The organism is Prosthecobacter sp. GW821-HT29F12, assembly GCF_058803405.1.
Window position 1 is genome coordinate 2716249 of the sequence record NZ_CM179517.1, and the last position, 19175, is coordinate 2735423.

The 19175-nt window shown below is 61.0% G+C and carries 11 protein-coding genes and 1 tRNA gene; 7 read left to right on the plus strand and 5 right to left on the minus strand.

Features of this window, described 5'->3' with window-relative positions; all coding sequences use genetic code 11:
• The first annotated feature begins 49 nt into the window (after positions 1–49).
• Entirely contained in the window at positions 50–1702 is a 1653-nt protein-coding gene (locus tag AC3RLQ_RS11250) for a CehA/McbA family metallohydrolase domain-containing protein (protein WP_493037089.1), read from the plus strand.
• 17 nt (positions 1703–1719) lie between these two features.
• Here the strand turns inward: AC3RLQ_RS11250 and AC3RLQ_RS11255 are convergent, their stop codons facing one another.
• The 3 genes from AC3RLQ_RS11255 to AC3RLQ_RS11265 all read right to left on the minus strand — a co-directional run bounded on the left by AC3RLQ_RS11255 (position 1720) and on the right by AC3RLQ_RS11265 (position 5061).
• Positions 1720–3177, minus strand: a complete 1458-nt coding sequence (locus AC3RLQ_RS11255; protein ID WP_493037091.1) for a hypothetical protein — start codon at positions 3175–3177, stop codon at positions 1720–1722.
• A 122-nt stretch (positions 3178–3299) separates the two neighbouring features.
• Positions 3300–4709: a DUF1501 domain-containing protein gene (locus tag AC3RLQ_RS11260; protein WP_493037093.1), complete on the minus strand. Its 1410-nt coding sequence runs from the start codon at positions 4707–4709 to the stop codon at positions 3300–3302.
• A gap of 277 nt (positions 4710–4986) precedes the next feature.
• A tRNA-Thr gene (locus AC3RLQ_RS11265) sits at positions 4987–5061 on the minus strand.
• A 92-nt stretch (positions 5062–5153) separates the two neighbouring features.
• Between AC3RLQ_RS11265 and AC3RLQ_RS11270 the strand changes: the two genes are divergently transcribed.
• Complete coding sequence (locus AC3RLQ_RS11270; RefSeq protein ID WP_493037095.1) at positions 5154–5924, plus strand: TrmH family RNA methyltransferase; 771 nt, start codon at positions 5154–5156, stop codon at positions 5922–5924.
• 66 nt (positions 5925–5990) lie between these two features.
• On the opposite strand, the gene AC3RLQ_RS11275 is transcribed toward AC3RLQ_RS11270, so the two are convergent.
• Entirely contained in the window at positions 5991–7289 is a 1299-nt protein-coding gene (locus AC3RLQ_RS11275) for a Gfo/Idh/MocA family protein (RefSeq protein ID WP_493037097.1), read from the minus strand.
• 132 nt (positions 7290–7421) lie between these two features.
• Here AC3RLQ_RS11275 and AC3RLQ_RS11280 point away from each other — a divergent pair, with 132 nt between their 5' ends.
• The 3 genes from AC3RLQ_RS11280 (at position 7422) to AC3RLQ_RS11290 (ending at position 13458) form a co-directional block, all read left to right on the plus strand.
• Positions 7422–8837: a dihydrolipoyl dehydrogenase family protein gene (locus tag AC3RLQ_RS11280; RefSeq protein WP_493037099.1), complete on the plus strand. Its 1416-nt coding sequence runs from the start codon at positions 7422–7424 to the stop codon at positions 8835–8837.
• Positions 8838–8906: 69 nt separating this feature from the next.
• A complete protein-coding gene (locus tag AC3RLQ_RS11285) occupies positions 8907–12014 on the plus strand; it encodes a PSD1 and planctomycete cytochrome C domain-containing protein (protein WP_493037100.1) in 3108 nt (1035 codons plus the stop codon).
• A gap of 1 nt (position 12015) precedes the next feature.
• Positions 12016–13458, plus strand: a complete 1443-nt coding sequence (locus AC3RLQ_RS11290) for a DUF1501 domain-containing protein (protein ID WP_493037101.1) — start codon at positions 12016–12018, stop codon at positions 13456–13458.
• 89 nt (positions 13459–13547) lie between these two features.
• On the opposite strand, the gene AC3RLQ_RS11295 is transcribed toward AC3RLQ_RS11290, so the two are convergent.
• Positions 13548–14393, minus strand: a complete 846-nt coding sequence (locus AC3RLQ_RS11295) for a helix-turn-helix domain-containing protein (RefSeq protein ID WP_493037102.1) — start codon at positions 14391–14393, stop codon at positions 13548–13550.
• A gap of 268 nt (positions 14394–14661) precedes the next feature.
• Between AC3RLQ_RS11295 and AC3RLQ_RS11300 the strand changes: the two genes are divergently transcribed.
• A complete protein-coding gene (locus tag AC3RLQ_RS11300; RefSeq protein ID WP_493037103.1) occupies positions 14662–17736 on the plus strand; it encodes a DUF1553 domain-containing protein in 3075 nt (1024 codons plus the stop codon).
• Positions 17737–17749: 13 nt separating this feature from the next.
• Positions 17750–19171 carry a DUF1501 domain-containing protein gene (locus AC3RLQ_RS11305; RefSeq protein WP_493037105.1) on the plus strand — a complete coding sequence of 474 codons (1422 nt, stop codon included), beginning with the start codon at positions 17750–17752 and terminating at the stop codon, positions 19169–19171.
• Positions 19172–19175: the final 4 nt, after the last annotated feature.

Below are 19175 nucleotides of genomic sequence, written 5' to 3' on the forward strand. Positions count from 1 at the left end.
GTAAACCGGCAACAGAAACAATCCGGCGGTGGTTTCGTTGGTTTGAGTCATGAAACGAAGGCGCATACTCTCCACCATGGCCAGTTTGTACGGCGCCCAGGCACTGCTGCGTCATGACGCCCAGGCGGCAGAGACGAAGAGCGAAGGCGATTTGCATGACCCCTATGCGGACGTGGACTGGGAAAAGTGCGATTATCTGCACTCAATGTCACATCAACATACGGGGCAGACGGCGGCATCGTGTGAGGAGTTTTATGCGATGGGCTACCGCCACTTTGCCTTCAGCAATTATTATCCTTCTGCGCCCACGTATCCACTCCCTCAGGCATTCTTGTCGAAGCATCCGGACGTCATCGCTGCGCCGAACGCGGAGCAGCACTCCATGCCAGACGCGGGACTTCATTTCAATTCGCTCGGCAGTTTGCTCGCCACCGGGTATGGCAGCAGTCTCAGTGCTGCGCAGCTCAGCACATCTCCGCTGGTTCATCAGTTTGACGGCCTGCAGGTCTTCAACGAGGCCCGCCCATGGGCTGGCGTGTATCGGCTGGACCTGACTTTAACGTCCATCGCCGAAGGCGGGCTCGCCAAACTCACGGTCCAAGGTGCCACCGAATGCGAGTTCACCGGCAAATTTGCCGCCAAAGCGCCCGTGCACGACAGGCCCCTGAAGGCAGGCAGTCACACGATCTATTTCAGAACGACCGAACCACAGCTGCACACGCAGTTGGTCTATGACAAGCAGCAGCTCGTGGTCACTCAGTGTCGCTTGATGCAGGGCACCAACCGCCCCTGGCGCGAAGTTTTCCGCGCGGCTCTGGATGGAGAAACCATCGAGGGTCGTCGCACCGGCGGACTGCTGCATGCGGATGGCGGGGGAATCACGCTCAACCACCCCACCCAAGACCGTAAACTGTATGAGATGTTTCTGGATTTTGATCCCCGTGTGCTGGGCATTGAAGTGTGGAATCAGCTGACCTCAGGCTTCGGATCCAGCAAAGGATTCTACGACGACAGCGCGGGGCCGCACTTGCACTTCTACCAGCTGTGGGACGAACTGCTGAAAACTGGCAGGCGCTGCTGGGGCTTATTTGTCAAAGATCACAACACCTTCGGGCGCGGTCGCAATGTGCTGCTGGTTCCAAACGCTGCAGGCCACACAGCCGGCGCGGAAGTGGAGGCTCTGCGCGCTTACAGAAAGGGAGCCTTTTTCGGAGCGGTGTCTGCATTGGCGGTCAACGACGCTGGAGAAGTGGTGCCACCTTATGATTACAGCACCTTTCGCTTCACGCGCATCGTCGTCCGGCGAGATGCCGCTGGCAAGGCGGTGGCTGTCGAGGTGGCTGTCACAGGCAACGACAGCGTCAAGCGGCCCCATGTGCAGATCCGTTTTGTAACCGATCAGGGAGTGGCGCAGGTGGTCGATGCCTCGCAGGCCGAGTTTCCTTTGCAGCGGGACACCGCCGGCCAGTGGGTGGCGGCGTTTGTGCGGGTGGAGGCCTTCGCCTATCCGGACACGCACCTTGGCGGAGAGCCTCTGACAGCAGAGATGATGCGTGGTCTAAATGTCCATGACATCTCCCTTCTGCATGACCGCCGCGCCACGGGCGGCAAGGCTCATTTTTCCAGTTCAGGCGGTGCGGAACTTCGCTCCCGCATCTCCATCGTGGACATGATCTTTTCTCAACCTTTGCGAAGAGTGTGATCTCGCGACGACATGCCTTATTTCACCAAGGCCGGTGATGGAAACAGGGCCTGCATGGCACGCACGGTTTGATCGACGAGGATTTGCCCGGCTTCGGGACCGACCTTGTTCACGTGCGGCAGACCGCTGTAGCTGCCGCCTTCGATGGCGAGCGCGGTGGGCAGATACATGCCGCAGCCATTCGTAAGCTGGAGCACAAAGGTCTGCTGAGCGGGGCTGCGGGCCTTCATCTGGATGCCCCAGTCGAGATACAGCTCAAACGTGTTCGTGGTGATGGCGATGTCGCCGAGGCGCAGCACATGAAGCTCCATGTCATAAGCCGGCAGCTTGTCCGCCTCTTCGAACCGCTTCACGATGCCTTGCTCAAGCTTCAGCATCGTGATGACGCGGTTGTCCGGCTTCTCGACGACGCTGTATTGCGCGATGTTTTTCTTCGCGTCCACATACTCGCGTTCGAGGATCTTGCGCGGCGGCAGTGGCAGGTCTTCAACGATGTGGCCAAAGGGTGCATCAGTGCGGATGTCAGCCTTGGCAGCATCGACCGTGTCGCACACGGCATTGCTGATGCGACGGCCGAGTTCCTGCTGCCGCGTGAGACCACGCAGGGCGATCATGCGTGCCTCGGCGTCTTTGCGGTACTGCGGATGCGGCGATTGATCACCCGCCGCGCTGCACCAACCGAGCACCGTGAGATCAGGCAGGTTCAATTTGGCCTTCAACTGCTCCCGTGCGTCATGCCAGAAGTCGGCGTTGAGCGCGCTACGGCTCTCCACTTCCTGCGATGGGCACGCGATGTTTATCGCTACGGCTTGAAGCTGCTTCTCCGCATTCCAGAAAAACAGCGTCTCGACCCCCGAATCGGAGCCGGCTTCCAGATGCCGGAACCGCGCGTCATTCGTCTTCGCATACATTTGTGCATGGCCATCAGCGAAGACCGAGCGGCGGTTTTCGCCGATCTGGGCAAACCCGAGCGTCCAGCTCACCCCACCCGGCTTGCGCCCCTTCCAGGCCTGCACAGCGGCTTGCGAGAGCCGCTCGACGAGAAACGCAGTGTATTCCACCGGCTGCATGACGCCTTCCCTGGGGATCGAATAGGTGATCAGCGTCTCCTCTGGAATCTCGGACGTCACCGGCGCGGTGTGCGTGTGTGTGGCGGACACGATGACCTTCCGCACATCGAAGTCGGGCAGCAGCGGCTTCAAATGCTGCCGAAACTGGGCGAGCACGGAATGATGGATCGCCACGAGGTCGCAGGAAATGAGAATGCTCTGATCGACCACCTTGCCGCCTTCCACCGACTCAATCGCCACGGCGGCGGCGATCACCGGAGCTTCCACGCTTTGCGAAATGCGCGTGCCAAACTGTCCAGCCAGTGCCACCGGCTTGTCCGGCGTGATGCTGACTGTGGCCGAGCCGATGCGGAGTTCGGCAGCGCAAAGTGAATTCGTGACAAGAAGAACCAGAAGAAGTCTCATGAGCGACAAACGGACCGCAACAACCTTTTCTTCGAGCCTCAAAGCGAACCTAGGGGACCGGTCGGGTTCGGGAGAACGTTGATTTCTTATGCGTTCGCGCTGACCGCGCAGTCTGCACCACACTATCCAAACAGGCCCATGACCGGCTTGCCGGTGGAGAAAGGCGGACGGGAGAGGCCGGTGTTCATGGTGAGATCGTTCAAAGGCACACCCAAGGCATGAAGCACCGTGGCATGGAGATCCTGGACGGTGACGGGATCGCTCACCGGCGCGGAAGCAGTCTTGTCGGATTCGCCGTAAATCGCGCCGCCGCGAATACCGCAACCAGCGACGATAGCGGAGAAACACTTGGGCCAATGCTGGCGCCCGGGGGGCCCCTGCGTCAGGATGATGGGCGTGCGTCCGAATTCGCCGACGGCAACGACCAGCGTGTCTTCGAGCAGGCCGCGCTGCTTGAGATCAGTGAGGAGCGCGGAGAGCGCTTGATCGAGGCGAGGCAGACAGAAGTTCATGCCATAAGAGCCACCGCCGAAGGCGTTGCCCATGCCCATGTTGCCACCATGCATGTCCCAGCTGGAGCTGGGCGGGCCGCCGCCTTTTTCATCCGGCGCGGCACCCACCCAGCCATTGACGGTGATGAAGCGCACGCCTGCCTCGACCATGCGCCGCGCCAGCAGGAGATTCTGGCCGAGCGGGTGCATGCCATAACGTTCGCGCACGGCCAGCGGCTCACTCTTCAAATCAAAAGCCTGCCGGCCTTCCGGACGGGTCATGGAGTCGTAGGCTTTCTCGCGGAGTTCGTTCCAGTCCTTGCCTTGCGGATTGTCCGCCAGGAGCTTGGATTCCAGATCGGCCAGCAGCTTGCGCCGTTCCCACAGACGCTCGGGATCGCCCATGTTATAAATCTCCGGCGGCGTGAAATTCGGCATCGCGGGATGGTTGGTCTCGGAGCCGATGAACACCGGTGCATGCGCAGATCCAAGGTACCCGCCGGAGCCGATGTTCGGCGCGCAGAAGACGGGCGGCCCCACGCATTTGATGAGCCAGGCGTTGGAGACGAGGTTCTCCTCGCTCGGCAGATGCTTGGCCACCACGGAGCCGAGATAGGGCAGGCCGTCGGGCTCGCCCTGCTTCACCCGCTCGATCAACTGCCCGCTGAGCAGGTTGTGCATCGCGTCGAAGTGATTGTTGATCGGCCCCGGGTGTGTCATCGAGCGGATGAGGCAGAACTGATCGGTCACCTTGGCGAGCATCGGGTGCAGCTCGCTCAAGTGCATGCCCGGCACCTTGGTGCGAATGGGCTTGTACGGGCCGCGGATCTCGGACGGTGCGTCCGGCTTCAGATCCCAGGTGTCGAGCTGGCTCGGGCCGCCGCACAGCAGCAGAAAGATGCAGCGCTTCTTCGAAGCCACCGCTTTGCCTGAGGCGTCCAGCTTGTCCTTCCCCACGACGAGTCCGGGGATGGCGAGGTTCAGAGCGCCGATGCCACCGGCTTGAAGAAACCGGCGGCGCGAGGTCGGGAGGATGTTCATAAACAGTGGCTGTTTGAAACAAATGAAATGTTGCTGCAGGCAACATGCCCCGTGCAGACAGACCCCGGGACTGGATGGTTACGGCACCAGGCGCCGGAATTTCTCATCACCCGCATGAAAGGCCAAAGATGAAGGAATTCCGGCCTCTGGCGGTTTTGGCTGCAGGAGAACGGCTCATCCAGCGCATTCTGGCACGGAATACCAGACTTTGGCCCTTTCGAAAGAGGGCGTTTTGCCCCTCTTCATCCATCAAACTATTGGCACAAGGTGTTTCGAATGGAGCCAGCAGTCGGGGTCGAACCGACGACCTGCGGTTTACAAAACCGCTGCTCTACCACTGAGCTATGCAGGCACATTCGTGAGGGGCTGTGATAATAAACGCCCGAGTTCATTCGGCAAATGGATTTACAACAGGATTAGCCGATAGATGGTCCCCTCCCCCGCATGCTCATCACCAGCTCCTCCAACGAACGCATCAAACACGCCCGCAGAGTCCGCGAAGGCCGTGAGCGCGACCTGATCTTCATCGAAGGTGAACGCCTCGTGGCTGAGTGCATCTCCTCAGGCCTCCCATTGCAGGCCTGCTTCACCGCCGCCGCGCCTTCCGCATCCCAGCTAGCCCTGCTGGAGCGCATCTCCTGCCCGGTCTTCCAGCTCTCCGAGTCCGTCCTCGAATCTTTGAGCGACACCACCTCCACCCAGGGCATCATCGTCATTGCCGAGCGCCCGTGGCCGGCACTGGATGCCCTCTTTGCCTGCCCTGCGCCCCTCATCCTCGGCCTCGATCGCATCCAGGACCCCGGCAATCTCGGCACCCTCGTGCGCACCGCCGAATCCGCCGGCGTGAGCGGCCTGTTTTCCTTCGCCGGCTCCGCAGACGCCTTCTCTCCCAAGACCCTGCGCAGTTCCATGGGCTCCGCCTTTCGCCTGCCCATCCTGCCGGATGTCTCCGGCCTCGGCACCATCGAAACCTGCCGCAGCCGTGGCCTCAAAACCGTCGTCGCCACCGGCGAAGCCGAACTGCTGCACTACGACTACGACTGGCGCCAGCCTACCCTTCTCATCCTCGGCAACGAAGGCCGCGGTGCCAGCCCCGATATCATGGCCGCCTGCGATGCCCGCGTTCGCATTCCCCTCCACTCCCCCGTGGAATCCCTGAACGTGGCTGCTGCGGGAGCCGCGATCTTGTTCGAAGCGGTCAGGCAGCGGAGGTGACATGACGTAGAACGAACTTCCAAGTTCGTTCTCCCCTCAAACCGAACTCGGAAGTTCGGTTTACCCTCACCCAATCTCCGGCAACTTCCACTCCCCACGGAACGGCCGTGCATTCATGAGCGCATTCGCTGCTTCGTCATTCGTAAAAGTCTCCGACTTCGGGTCCCAAAGCAGCTTGCGCTTCGCCTTCAGCGCCATCGCCGTGAGCTGCGGCAGCGTGTCCGATCTCACCGCCGTTTCAATGTCGCAAATCGCCCGCTGCTTGTTCTTGATCGCATCTACAAAATTGCGCGTGTGCTCGATGCTGGCGATGAGTTTGATCGGCATCGCCCCCTCTTTGTTCGCGGGATCGCGCAGGATCGCATCATCACTCGCCTTGATGTTGCCACGCAGCACATGCACCCAGCCGTTCTCACCGATGAAGCGCGTGCCATGGCCGATGCCCATGTTCTTCTCGTTCACAAACGTGATCGGCGCAGCGTTCGCATACTCCATGCGCATCTTCCACGTCAGCACCGCATCGCAGCCGCCTTTGTCAGGATACGTTGCCTCCCCTTCCACACTGATGGGCCCCGTGTCATCCGTCCCATTGCCCCATTGGGCGATGTCGAGGTGATGAATGCCCCAGCATGAAATCATGCCGAGCGAGAAATTCGTGATGTTCTCATGATTGTCGCGCTTGAGCTTCTCCACGTTGAACGAAGACATCGGCGCAGGCCCCACCCAGCGCTCCCAGTCCACATGCCCTGGCACCGGCTGCTCTGGAAAGTCGGGTCCGATCTTTCCGCCCGGCACTCCCACCTGAATCTCCTTCAGTTTGCCCAAGCGACCATTGCGCGCGAGTTCGCAGGCCCAGCGAAATTTCAGATCACTGCGCTGCTGCGTGCCAAACTGAAACACCACGCCCGTCTTCTTCACCGCCGCCCGCACATGCTTCGATTCCTGCATCGACATGCCCATCGGCTTCTCATGGTAGATGTGCTTGCCATTGAGAACTGCATCCGTCGCCGGGATGCTGTGCCAGTGCACCGGCAGCGCCATCAGCACCGCGTCGATCGACTTGTCGCGGTTCAGCTCACGGAAGTCACTCAGCACCTTCACATCTGCGCTGCCATAGCGTTCCGCCACAGCCAACTGCGCACGCTCAATGTTCTTTTTGTTCACGTCGCAGACCGCCCTCACCCGCACATCCTCATGATTCAAAAAAGCCCGCATGTCATGCGTCCCCTGGGAACCCACCCCAATAACCCCCAACGTGATCTTGTTCGACGGCGCCGTCTGCGAACGCAGCACATGCGCCGGAATAAACACCGGCGCGACACCGGTGGCGATGATCTGAGTCAGAAAGGAACGGCGAGTCTTCATGTTGGCAGTAAAAGGGTTGATCCGTGAATGCTACGAAATCCGCGTCTGTGTTTTGAAGAACAAAGTTTGGTCGAAATCAGACAAATGGAGCCAGGCCCTTGCACAAACCGTATCCCCCCTGCACTTCTCCCCATGGCAGACCATTCATTCGACTTCATCGTCATCGGCGGCGGCAGCGGCGGCTACGCAGCAGCCCGCACCGCCCACAGCGCCGGCCTCCGTGTCGCAGTCATCGATGGCGCGTCCGAACTCGGCGGCCTCTGCATCCTGCGCGGCTGCATGCCCAGCAAGACGCTCATCGAATCCGCCAACCGCCAGCTCCACATCCGCCACGCGGCGGAGTTCGGTCTCAAAGCCACCTCCCACGGTGTGGATGTGCGAACCATCCGCGACCGCAAGCGCTCCCTCATCGCCGATTTCGCCGGCTACCGCGAGGACCAGCTCGAAGACGGCCGCTTCGCCCTCTATCGCGGTCACGCCCGCTTTATCGACGCCCACACCGTCGAAGTCCTGCCACGCGATGGCTCCGCCTCCTTCCAGGCCACCGCCCGCAGCTTCTGCATCGCCACCGGCTCAGAGGTCTTCGTCCCTCAAGTGCCCGGCCTCGCCGAAACCGGTTACTGGACCAGCGATGACGTGCTCGATGCTGACACTCTACCCAAAACCATCGCCGTCCTCGGCGGTGGGGCCATCGCCTTGGAGATGGCCCACTACCTCGAAGCCATGGGCTGTCACGTGACGCTCCTCCAGCGCAACACCCAGCTTCTCACCGGCCTCGATCGCGAATGCAGCGATGTCATCGCCAAAGCCTACACCGAGCGCGGCATGGCGGTTCATCTCGGCACTCACCTGAACTCCGTCTCCAAGCAAGAGGGCCGCAAGCGCATTGCCTTCACCCAAGACGGCCACACCCACGCGATCCTCGTCGATGAAATCCTCCTCGCCATGGGCCGCGTGCCCGCCACGAAGAGCCTCGCTTTGGATGCCGCCAAAGTCGCCCTGCATAAAACCAAGGTCATCGTCAACAACCGCATGCAGACCTCCCAGCCGCACATCTTTGCCGCCGGAGATGCCTGCAGCCCGCTCGATGTCGTGCATATCGCCATCCAGCAGGGTGAAATCTCCGCGCGCAATGCCGCAAAACTCATTCAGGGCGCCGCGGCCGATGAAAACATCGACTACCGCCTCACCCTCTTCGGCGTGTTCTCGCACCCGCAGGTCGCCGTCGTCGGTGCCACCACCGAAAAACTCAAAGCCCACAACATCCCGTTCCTTGAGGCCAGCTATCCCTTCAATGATCACGGCAAATCCATGGTCATGGGCGAAACAGCCGGCTTCGTGAAGATGCTCGCGCACATGAAAACCGGCGAGATCCTCGGTGCCTGTGTCGTCGGCCCCGAAGCCACTGAGCTCATCCACGAAGTCGTCATCGCCATGAACTTCCACGCCACCGTGCAGCAGTTCATGGCCATCCCACATTATCATCCCACACTGAGCGAGATCTGGACTTACCCAGCGGAGGAAATTGCGGATCAGATGGCCGACTGAGCAAGATAGTGCATCACAATCCCACGAAAAGGCGGGGTGCGAGAGACGTTACCCTCACAACGTCCAACCATGTTCCGCACCCTTCTCATCCTCCTGGCCTTCCCTGCTCTCCTCACAGCGGAGTCTGCCAAACTGAAATACAACCGCGATGTGCGGCCCATCCTCAATGAAAAATGCTTTCATTGCCACGGCACCGATGCCGGCCATCGCAAAGGCGACCTCCGCCTGGATCTGCGCGATAATGCCATCAAGCCCGCAAAGTCCGGCGACATCGCCCTCGTGCCCGGCAAGCCCGAACTGAGCCAGCTCATCGCGCGTGTGGAACTCCCGCACGACAATGACGACGTGATGCCGCCCGACAAAGACGGCAAGCCTTTGACCGCCGAGGAAAAAGCCATCCTGCGCCAATGGATCAGCGAAGGCGCCGAGTATCAGGGCCACTGGGCCTTTTTGAAGCCCGAGCGTTCACCGGTGCCGAAGACCACCGATCCGAAATTCACCATCCGCAACGAGATCGACTCCTTCATCGCCGAGCGCCTTCAGGAGGAAAAACTCACCCCATCACCCGAGGCAGATCGCGCCACGCTCCTGCGCCGTGTGTCGCTCGATCTCACCGGCCTGCCACCCACTCTGGAAGAAATCGCCGCCTTCGAAAAAGACACCAGCCCCAAGGCCTACGAAAAGGTGGTGGACCGCCTGCTGAAGTCCGAGCATTACGGCGAACGCATGGCGATGCAGTGGCTCGACTTCGCCCGCTTCGCCGACAGCCATGGCTTCCAGACGGACAGCAGCCGCGCCATGTGGCCCTGGCGTGACTGGGTCATCAAAGCCTTCAACGACAACAAGCCCTTTGATCAGTTCACGCTCGAACAGATCGGCGGCGACCTGCTTCCCAATGCCACGCGCGATCAAATCGTGGCCACCGGTTTCAATCGCAATCACCGCCTCAATGGCGAAGGCGGCATCATCGCTGAGGAGTGGCGCATCGAGAACATCATCGACCGCGTGGAGACCACCAGTTTCACCTGGCTCGGCCTCACGCTGAACTGCTGCCGCTGCCACGATCACAAATATGATCCCTTCACCCAAAAGGACTTCTACTCGCTCTTCGCCTTCTTCAACAACATCGCCGAGAGCGGCACCATTCAGGGCAGTTCCAACCGCAGCGGTGGCAATTCCGATCCCATCATCTCCGTGCCAGACGCAGAGGAGGAAAAGCAGCTCGCTCTGCTTCGCAAAAAGATCGACTCCGCTCAGGCCAAAGTCACCGAGACCCAGCTCCAACTGCCCAACCTCGTCGCAAGCTGGGAGGCCGACATGGAAAACCCCGAAGCCGCCAAGAAGCCCATGTGGGAAGCGCTCCCCATCACCGAGGCCAAATCCCAAGGCGGTGCCGCCTTGCGCAAGCTGCCGGATGCCTCGTGGATCGCAGGCGGTCGCAATCCCGACTTTGACATTTACACCGTCACCGCACCTCTCGCGGAAGGCAGTTTCACCGGGTTGCTGCTGGAGGCTCTGCCAGATCCCTCCCTGCCCAATCAAAGCCTGGGCCGCGCCTTCAATGGCAACTTCGTCCTCACCGGCTTTGAGGGCGAGATCAGCGCCCCCAGTTTAAAGAAGCCGGTCAAAATCACCTTCACCCGCGCCGAGGCGGACTACGCGCAAAAAGGCTACGATGTGAAGCTGCTGCTCGACAATAATCCCAAGAACGGCTGGGCCATCGACGGCAACGACCCCAAGAAACGCATCGAGCGCAATGCCATGTTCATCGTGGACAAAGCCGTGCGTGTGCCCGCAGGTGCCACGCTCACCGTGCGCATGCTGCATCAGTCCACCTATGCCGGGCACAACGTGGGCCGCTTCCGCCTTTCCACCACCGATGCCGAGCCCACGCTCGCCAGCCTGGACGGCACGGGCGGCCCGCCCGCCGCCGTGCTGGCCGTGATGAAAACGCCCACCGAAAACCGCACGCCACAGCAGCGCAGCGAGCTTGAAAAATACTACCGCGCCAGTGTGGACAGCCCCCTGCGCGATGCCGACTACGCCCTCGCCGCAGCCAAGGCCGAACTGGAAAAATACGAGCGCAGCGTCCCCTCCGTGATGGTCATGAAAGAAGGCCCCGTGCGCGATGCCTTCATCCTCAAACGCGGCGAGTATGACAAGCCCGGAGACAAGGTCAGCATGGTCACGCCTGCCGTTCTGCCGCCCATGCCGAAGAACGCGCCCGACAACCGCCTCGGTCTCGCGCAGTGGATCGTCTCGCCTGAAAACCCGCTCACCGCCCGCGTGTGGGTGAACCGTGCGTGGGAGAAATTCTTCGGCTACGGTTTGTCCAAATCCACCGAGAACCTCGGCACGCAGTCCGAGTATCCGGTGCATCCGGAACTGCTCGACTGGCTGGCCACGGAATTCATCCGCTGCGGCTGGGACATGAAGGCCATGCAAAAGCTCATCGTCATGAGCGCCACGTACCGCCAGTCGTCAAAGCTCACGCCCGCATTGCTCGAAAAAGATCCCGAGAACCGCCTCCTCGCACGCGGCCCTCGTTTTCGCCTTCCGGGTGAAGTTGTGCGTGATCAGGCCCTCGCCTTGGCCGGCCTGCTCGTGCCAAAGATCGGCGGCCCCAGTGTGAAACCTTACATGCCCGACGGTGTGTGGGATGATACCAGCAAGTACGGCGACCTCCGCGGCTACAAAGCCGACACTGGCGAAGGCTTGTACCGCCGGAGCTTCTACACCATCTGGAAACGCACCGCCGCACCGCCCACCATGCTGCTCTTTGATGCGCCCACACGTGAAATCTGCACCGTGAAGCGCAGCCGCACCAACACGCCGCTACAGGCATTGTCCCTGCTCAATGAAGTCACTTTCGTCGAAGCCGCACGCAGCCTTGCACAGCAGATGATGCAGCACGGTGGCACCACGCCGGAGCAGCGCATCGCCTACGGCTTCCAGCGCGCCACTGCCCGCACCATTGAACCTGCAGCATTGAAGCAGCTCACCACCGGCCTGAGCAAGCGCATCACCGAATTCCAAGCCAAGCCCGCCGAAGCCACCGCCCTCATCTCTCAAGGCGCCACTAAGGCCGATGCCTCGCTTCCTCCCGCCGAACTCGCCGCCTACACCACGACAGCAGCCGTCCTCCTCAACCTCGACCGCGTCATCACCCGCGACTGATATGAATCATCCCGCCCTTCAATTTCAAGACCGGCTCAACCGCCGCATCTTCCTCAAGAACTCCTCGGCTGCGATCGGTGCCGCCGCGCTAGGTTCACTCCTCCAGGACGAAGCCGCCGCTGCATCACCCGCGCGCTTCTTCCCCAACTTCGCGCCCAAGGCCAAGCGCATCATCTACCTCTTCCAGTCCGGTGCACCATCGCAGCTTGATCTCTTCGATCCCAAGCCGCAGATGGAAAAACACCGCGCCGAGGATCTGCCCGCCAGCATTCGCCAGGGTCAGCGCCTCACTACCATGACCTCAGGGCAGAAGGCCTTCCCCGTCGCGCCATCCATCTTCAAATTCGCCCAGCATGGTCAGGGCGGCGTCTGGCTGAGCGAACTCTTCCCCCATCTCTCCACCGTGGCCGATGAGATGTGCGTCATCCGCTCCATGTTCACCGAGGCGATCAATCACGATCCCGCCATCACCTTCTGCCAGACCGGCTCACAGCTCGCCGGGCGGCCCAGCATCGGTGCCTGGCTCAGCTATGGCCTCGGCAGCGCCAATCGTGATCTGCCAGCGTATGTCGTCATGACCTCCTTCGGCACCGGTCGTCGCGATGACCAGCCGCTTTATGACCGCCTGTGGGGCAGCGGCTTCCTGCCCACGCAGCATCAGGGCGTGCGCTTCCGCAATGCCGGCGACCCGGTCTTGTACCTCTCCAATCCCGCCGGCGTGGATCGCCCCATGCGCCGCCAGATGCTCGATGAAATCGCCGCGCTCAATCAGCGCGACTTCGAATCCTTTGGTGATCCCGAAACCACCGCACGCATCTCCCAGTATGAAATGGCATTTCGTATGCAGATGAGTGTGCCCGATTTGGTGGACACCTCCAAAGAGCCGCAGCACGTGCTCGACAGCTACGGACCCGATGTCAAAAAGCCCGGCACCTTTGCGGCCAACTGCCTGCTGGCACGCCGCCTCGCCGAGCGCGATGTACGCTGCATCCAGCTCTTCCACATGGGCTGGGATCATCACGGCGGCCTGCCCGCCGCCATCCGCGGCCAGTGCCGCGACACCGACCAGCCCACCACCGCTCTCATCAAGGACCTGAAACAGCGCGGCCTTCTCGATGACACCCTCATCGTCTGGGGCGGCGAATTTGGCCGCACCATCTACTCCCAGGGCACGCTCACCGCCACCAACTACGGCCGCGACCACCATCCCCGCTGCTACTCCCTCTTCATGGCCGGCGGCGGTGTCAAGAAAGGCACCACCTACGGCGAAACCGACGACTACAGCTACAACATCGTCCGCGATCCCGTGCACGTGCACGATCTCAACGCCACCCTCATGCATCTCCTTGGCATCAATCACGAACGCCTTAACTACAAGTTCCAAGGCCTCGACATGCGCCTCACCGGCATCGCCGGAAACGTGGTGAAGGGTGTGCTGGCATAGCAAGTCCTGAATCGTTCTGCGCCAAGCTGAAGTACCACGGGCAATCCTGCCCGTAACGAGCGCGTTCTTTGCGGTCAAGATTGCCCGCGCTATCTCCCCTTCCTCTCCCTCTGCCGCGCCCGAAACTCCCCCGGCCCGCAGCCCACCTGGCGCGCAAACATGCGGCTGAAGTAATGCCGGTTCGGAAAACCAAACTCCACGGCGATCTGCTCAATCGTCTTGTCCGTCAGCGCCAGCGCCTCACCTGCAAGACGCACCCGCGTGCCCAGCACATACACCGCAGGCGTCTGCCCCGTGTGTTCGCGAAAAGCGCGGATGAACCGCTCCACACTCATCCCTGCACGCTCCGCTAAAAAAGGATTCGTCAGCTTGCCATGCGGCGCACGCGCAATGAGCGCCAGCACCTCTGCAAGCCGCTCAGGCATCACCGGCGGCGCCTCCGTTTCCAAGCCGGCAAAAACCGTATGCAGCAACGCCGCGCTCAAATGATGCAGCCGATGATCGCGCAATTCAGCAGGCGGTTCACGATGCGTCGCAATCATCTGGCTCAGCATCGCTCGCAGCACTTCATCCACCTCAATGACGATGGGTTCCGCCGCCATCGTCACTCCCGGCCGTGCTGTCGTAAAGTGCAGCCAGAAGTGGCTCGCCTTCACCGGGCCGCAGCAGTCAAAGACCGTGTCAGCCGGAATCAGCACCGCACACTTTGGCCCCAGTGAAATCTTCCGTCCCTCAAACACAAGATGGCAGCCCGGCTTTGGATTGTAGTAGAAGCGCCAGAAGGGTGAATCCACCCCTTGGTGATTCCAATCCTCCAACGCCGGCTGATACCCGCTCTCATGAATCAAAAACGGCGTCCAGCCCGACTGCGCCACGCGCGCCAGATCCACGCCCCACGGCGTGGTGTAGTTCAAATATTTGCGACGGATCGGCATCGGTGTCTCTGAAATCAGATACGCCAATTCACCGTCCATCTACCAGCTATTCATTCCTTCCCCAGCAGAATAAGACACAAAACATCCATAAAGAGGCATAGGCGGCCACCGTTTATTCTGGCAGCCTACCGCACCCGCGTTCAACAAACACAAAGCCGAACCATCACGTTTTAATATTCACTGCTGCTTCCCCCCAAAATCCCCATTGCTCCTCCGATTCCCTCCAGCTGGAATTCAATGTTCAATGTTTCCCCACCTTCCCTTGCTCATGCACCGGCTTCTCATTTTCCTTCTCACCTTCCCCGCTCTGCTCCCGGCTGCCCCGGCAAAGGTGAAGTTCAACCGCGATGTGCGGCCCATCCTCTCGGACAAGTGCTTCTTCTGTCACGGACCTGATCCCAAGAAGCGTGAAGCCGATCTGCGCCTGGATGAGCGCGATGCCGCCGTCGAGGCCAAGGCCTTCCTTCCCGGAAAAGCCGAGGTGAGCGAGATGATCCAGCGCATCGTGACTACCGATGCCGACGATCACATGCCACCGGCCAAGTCAAAGCTCGGCGATCTGACGCCCGCTGAAATCGCCATCCTGAAGCAATGGATCAACGAAGGCGCGGAGTATGAGGCACACTGGGCCTTCATCTCCTTGAAGCCCGAATCCACCATGGATCAGAGCATTGACAAGATCGTCACCGCCGGGCTGTCAGAGCTTGGCTTGAAACTGCAGCCCGAAGCCGCGCCGGAAACGCTGATCCGCCGCCTCAGCTTTGACCTCACCGGCCTCCCCCCATCACCTCAGGAGATCAGCGCCTTCGTCACCGAGCATGAGTTCAATCCAGCATCAAGCATCCAGCATCTCGTCACTCGCCTCCTCGCCTCACCTCACTATGGCGAGCGCATGGCGGTGGACTGGCTGGACGTGTCCCGCTACGCCGACAGCTACGGCTTCCAGGTGGATCGCGAACGCGAAGTCTGGCCCTGGCGCGACTGGGTGGTGAAGGCCTACAACGAGAACCTGCCCTTCGACCAGTTCATCACCTGGCAGCTCGCGGGCGATCTGCTGCCAACTCCCACCGACGAGCAGATCCTTGCCACCGCATTCAACCGCATGCACCAGCAGGAAAGCGAAGGCGGCAGCGTGGAGGAGGAGTACCGCGTGGAGTACGTGGCCGACCGCGTGCAGACCGTCGCCACCGCCTTCCTCGGCCTCACCTTCGAATGCTCACGCTGCCACGATCACAAGTATGATCCCATCAAGCAGAAGGACTATTACGGCCTCTTTTCCATGCTGCAAAACATCGACGAAGCAGGACTCTATTCCTTCTTCACCCCTTCCCCGCCCACGCCCGCGCTCATGATGATGGACGCACCCGCCAAGGAAAAAATGGCGGCGCTAAACGCGAAGGTTAAAGCATTGGAGGCGAAGCTGAGTAACTCGGGCATTCCTGCCCACACAGCGCTCGATCTTCAGAATGGCGCACCCGCATCACTGGAAGGCCAGATCGCCCATTTCACCTTTGACGAACTCAAAGGCAACAAACTCGCCGATGCTCTGCATCCCGCACCACCGCCCGCTCCTCCTCAGCCAAAGGCCGTCGCAGACGCCAAGGACAAAACACCCGCGCAGAAAAAGAAAGACGCCAAAGCCCCGCCTCCGGGCCCCGAGGCAATCCTCAAAGGTGAAAACAAACTCGTGTCCGGCAAACTTGGCAGCGCGATCCAGTTCACCGGCGATGACTCGGTGGACACACCGCTCGGAAACTTCCAACGTCACGATCCCTTCAGCATTTCCCTCTGGCTGCAAACCCCGGATGAGAAAGATCGCGCCGTGGTGCTACACCGCTCCCAGGCATGGACAGACGCCGCGAGCCGCGGCTATGAACTCCTCATCGAAAACGGCCGCATCAAATGGTCGCTCATTCACTTCTGGCCCGGCAACGCCATCTCCATCCGCACGCAGGCCAAGGTGCCGCTCAATGAATGGACGCAGGTCATCGTGACCAACGACGGCAGCAGCCGCGCCTCCGGTTTGAAGATCTTCATCAATGGCAAACTCGCCGCCGTGGACATCATCAAAGACCACCTCACCAAGAACATCACCGGCGGCGGCCATGACAACATCAGCCTCGGCGAGCGCATGCGGGATCGCGGCTTCAAAAACGGCTTGGTCGATGACCTGCGCATTTTCAATCGCGACCTCTCCCTGCCCTTTGATGCCAAGCTGGAACCGCTGCTCGCTGAACTCAAAGCGGCACGTGCCGAGGTCACCGCCTTTGCCGATGCACAGAAGGAAATCATGGTCATGCAGGAACTGCCGCAGCCCAAGAAGGCCTATGTGCTGACACGTGGCGAGTATGACAAACGCGGCGACGAGGTCGGCCCTGCCACTCCCGCCTTCCTGCCACCCTTCCCAAAAAATGCCCCCAAGAACCGTCTCGGCTACGCGCAGTGGCTCACCGCGCCCGATCATCCGCTCACCGCCCGTGTCACCGTGAACCGCATCTGGCAGAGCCTGTTCGGACGCGGACTGGTGAAGACGGCGGAAGACTTTGGCAGCCAGGGCGAGCGCCCCCTGCATCCAGAGCTGCTCAATTACCTCGCCATGAAGTTCATCCAAAGCGGCTGGAATGTGAAGGAGCTGATTCAGGAGATCGTCACCAGCAAGGTCTACCTCCAGCGCAGCATCGCCGATGCCAAGACCATGGCCGACGATCCCGAGAATCAATGGCTCGCACGCGGCCCGCACTTCCGCCTGCCTGCCGAGATGATCCGCGACAACGCCTTGGCCGCAGCGGGCCTGCTCAAACTCACCATGGGTGGAGCGCCGGTCTATCCCTATGAAATGACCGAAGCCTTCAAGCCCATGGGCCCCAGCGCAGGCGATGCCGTCTATCGTCGCAGCATTTACACCAACTGGCGCCGCACCAGCCCACCGCCCGCCATGGTCGCCTTCGATGCCCCACGCCGCGCCGTCTGCATCTCCAAACGCGAACGCACCGACTCCCCCCTCCAGGCCCTCATCCTCCTCAATGGCGTGCAGTATGTCGAAGCCGCCCGCGTCCTCGGCGAAAAACTCCACCTCGAAACCAAGGGCGACCTCCCCAAGATGATCGAACTCGGCTTCCTCCGCTGCCTCAGCCGCAAGCCCGACGCCAAGGAAGTGCAGATCTGCACCCAGCTCTATCAGGAGCAGCTCTCCCATTTCAAAAAGGCGCCGAAAGAGTCTGAGGAACTGCTTAAAACCGGCAACGCCAAACGTGACGCCAAGATCCCCCTTCCAGAAGCCGCCGCAGCTGCCGTGCTGGCGCAGGCTTTGTTAAATCACGACGCCTGTGTCGTTAAACGCTAACCGCCTCCATTCGATGAATTCTTCCCCCTCGATGATCGACCGCCGCACCCTCCTCAACCGCTTTGGCATGGGCCTCGGCGGCATTGCTTTGAATGAGCTGCTGGCCCAGGGCTCCGAACCCGCAGACCACGGCGTGCTCGGCGGCACTCACTTCGCACCGAAAGCGAAGCGCATCATCTACCTCTTCATGTCAGGCGGCCCCTCCCACCTGGACCTGTTTGATTACAAGCCGCTGCTCAACAAACGAAACGGCGAGCAGCTTCCTGACTCCGTGCGCGGGGGCCAGCGACTCACCGGCATGTCGGGAAATCAGTCGTCCATCCCGATGGTGGGCTCTCCTTTCAAATTCACCCAGCATGGTCAGGCCGGTGGCTGGTTCAGCGAACTGCTGCCACACACCGCGAGCATCGCCGACGACATCTGCGTGGCGCGGTCGATGTACACCGAGTCGATCAATCACGGCCCCGGCGTGACCTTTTTCCAAACCGGATCCCAAATCGCGGGACGTCCCAGCATTGGCTCATGGCTGAGCTACGGCCTTGGAGCAGAGAACGCCAATCTGCCCTCGTTCACCGTCCTTATCACCAAGGGCAAAGGCGGCCAGCCGCTCGGCTCCCACCTCTGGGGCAGCGGCTTCCTTCCCACGAAGCATCAAGGTGTGCTCTTCCGCGCCGCGAAGGACCCGGTGCTCTATCTCGGCAATCCCGCAGGCGTGAACGCCGACAGCCGCAGGCTCATGCTGGACCGCCTCAAGGAGCTGCACGAGCACCAGTTCGCAGCTACGCCCGATGCCGAAATTCAAAACCGCATCGACCACTACGAGATGGCCTTCCGCATGCAGACCAGCATCCCCGAAGTCACCGACCTCAGCGATGAGCCGCAGCACATCCTCGACAGCTACGGCCCCGATGTAAAGACACCCGGCACCTTTGCCGCGAACTGCCTCCAGGCGCGTCGTCTTGCGGAGAAAGGCGTGCGCTTCATCCAGCTCTATCATCAGGACTGGGACCACCACGGCGGCCTGCCCGGTGCATTACCAAAACTCTGCAAAGAAACCGATCAGCCCGCAGCCGCATTGGTCAAGGACCTCAAGCAGCGCGGCCTGCTGGATGACACCCTCGTCGTCTGGGGCGGCGAGTTTGGCCGCACCGCCTACTGCCAGGGCAAGATCAGCACCAACTTCGGACGCGACCACCACCCGCGCTGTTTCAGCGCCTGGTTCGCCGGCGGCGGCATCAAGGCAGGCTCCGTCTACGGTGAGACCGACGACTTCGGCTACAACACCGTGAAGGACGGCCTGCACATCCACGACTTCCACGCCACCCTCATGTCCCTCCTCGGCATCGACCACGAACGCTTGACCTACAAATTCCAAGGCAGACGCTACCGCTTGACGGATGTAGCGGGCAAAGTCGTGAAGGGCCTGCTCGCCTGACGCC

Excerpts from the sequence above, each read along its gene's own strand:
- AC3RLQ_RS11250 (WP_493037089.1), top strand. The coding sequence starts at position 50 with ATGAAACGAAGGCGCATACTCTCCACCATGGCCAGTTTGTACGGCGCC.
- AC3RLQ_RS11255 (WP_493037091.1), bottom strand. The coding sequence starts at position 3,177 with ATGAGACTTCTTCTGGTTCTTCTTGTCACGAATTCACTTTGCGCTGCC.
- AC3RLQ_RS11260 (WP_493037093.1), bottom strand. The coding sequence starts at position 4,709 with ATGAACATCCTCCCGACCTCGCGCCGCCGGTTTCTTCAAGCCGGTGGC.
- AC3RLQ_RS11270 (WP_493037095.1), top strand. The coding sequence starts at position 5,154 with ATGCTCATCACCAGCTCCTCCAACGAACGCATCAAACACGCCCGCAGA.
- AC3RLQ_RS11275 (WP_493037097.1), bottom strand. The coding sequence starts at position 7,289 with ATGAAGACTCGCCGTTCCTTTCTGACTCAGATCATCGCCACCGGTGTC.
- AC3RLQ_RS11280 (WP_493037099.1), top strand. The coding sequence starts at position 7,422 with ATGGCAGACCATTCATTCGACTTCATCGTCATCGGCGGCGGCAGCGGC.
- AC3RLQ_RS11285 (WP_493037100.1), top strand. The coding sequence starts at position 8,907 with ATGTTCCGCACCCTTCTCATCCTCCTGGCCTTCCCTGCTCTCCTCACA.
- AC3RLQ_RS11290 (WP_493037101.1), top strand. The coding sequence starts at position 12,016 with ATGAATCATCCCGCCCTTCAATTTCAAGACCGGCTCAACCGCCGCATC.
- AC3RLQ_RS11295 (WP_493037102.1), bottom strand. The coding sequence starts at position 14,393 with ATGCCGATCCGTCGCAAATATTTGAACTACACCACGCCGTGGGGCGTG.
- AC3RLQ_RS11300 (WP_493037103.1), top strand. The coding sequence starts at position 14,662 with ATGCACCGGCTTCTCATTTTCCTTCTCACCTTCCCCGCTCTGCTCCCG.
- AC3RLQ_RS11305 (WP_493037105.1), top strand. The coding sequence starts at position 17,750 with ATGAATTCTTCCCCCTCGATGATCGACCGCCGCACCCTCCTCAACCGC.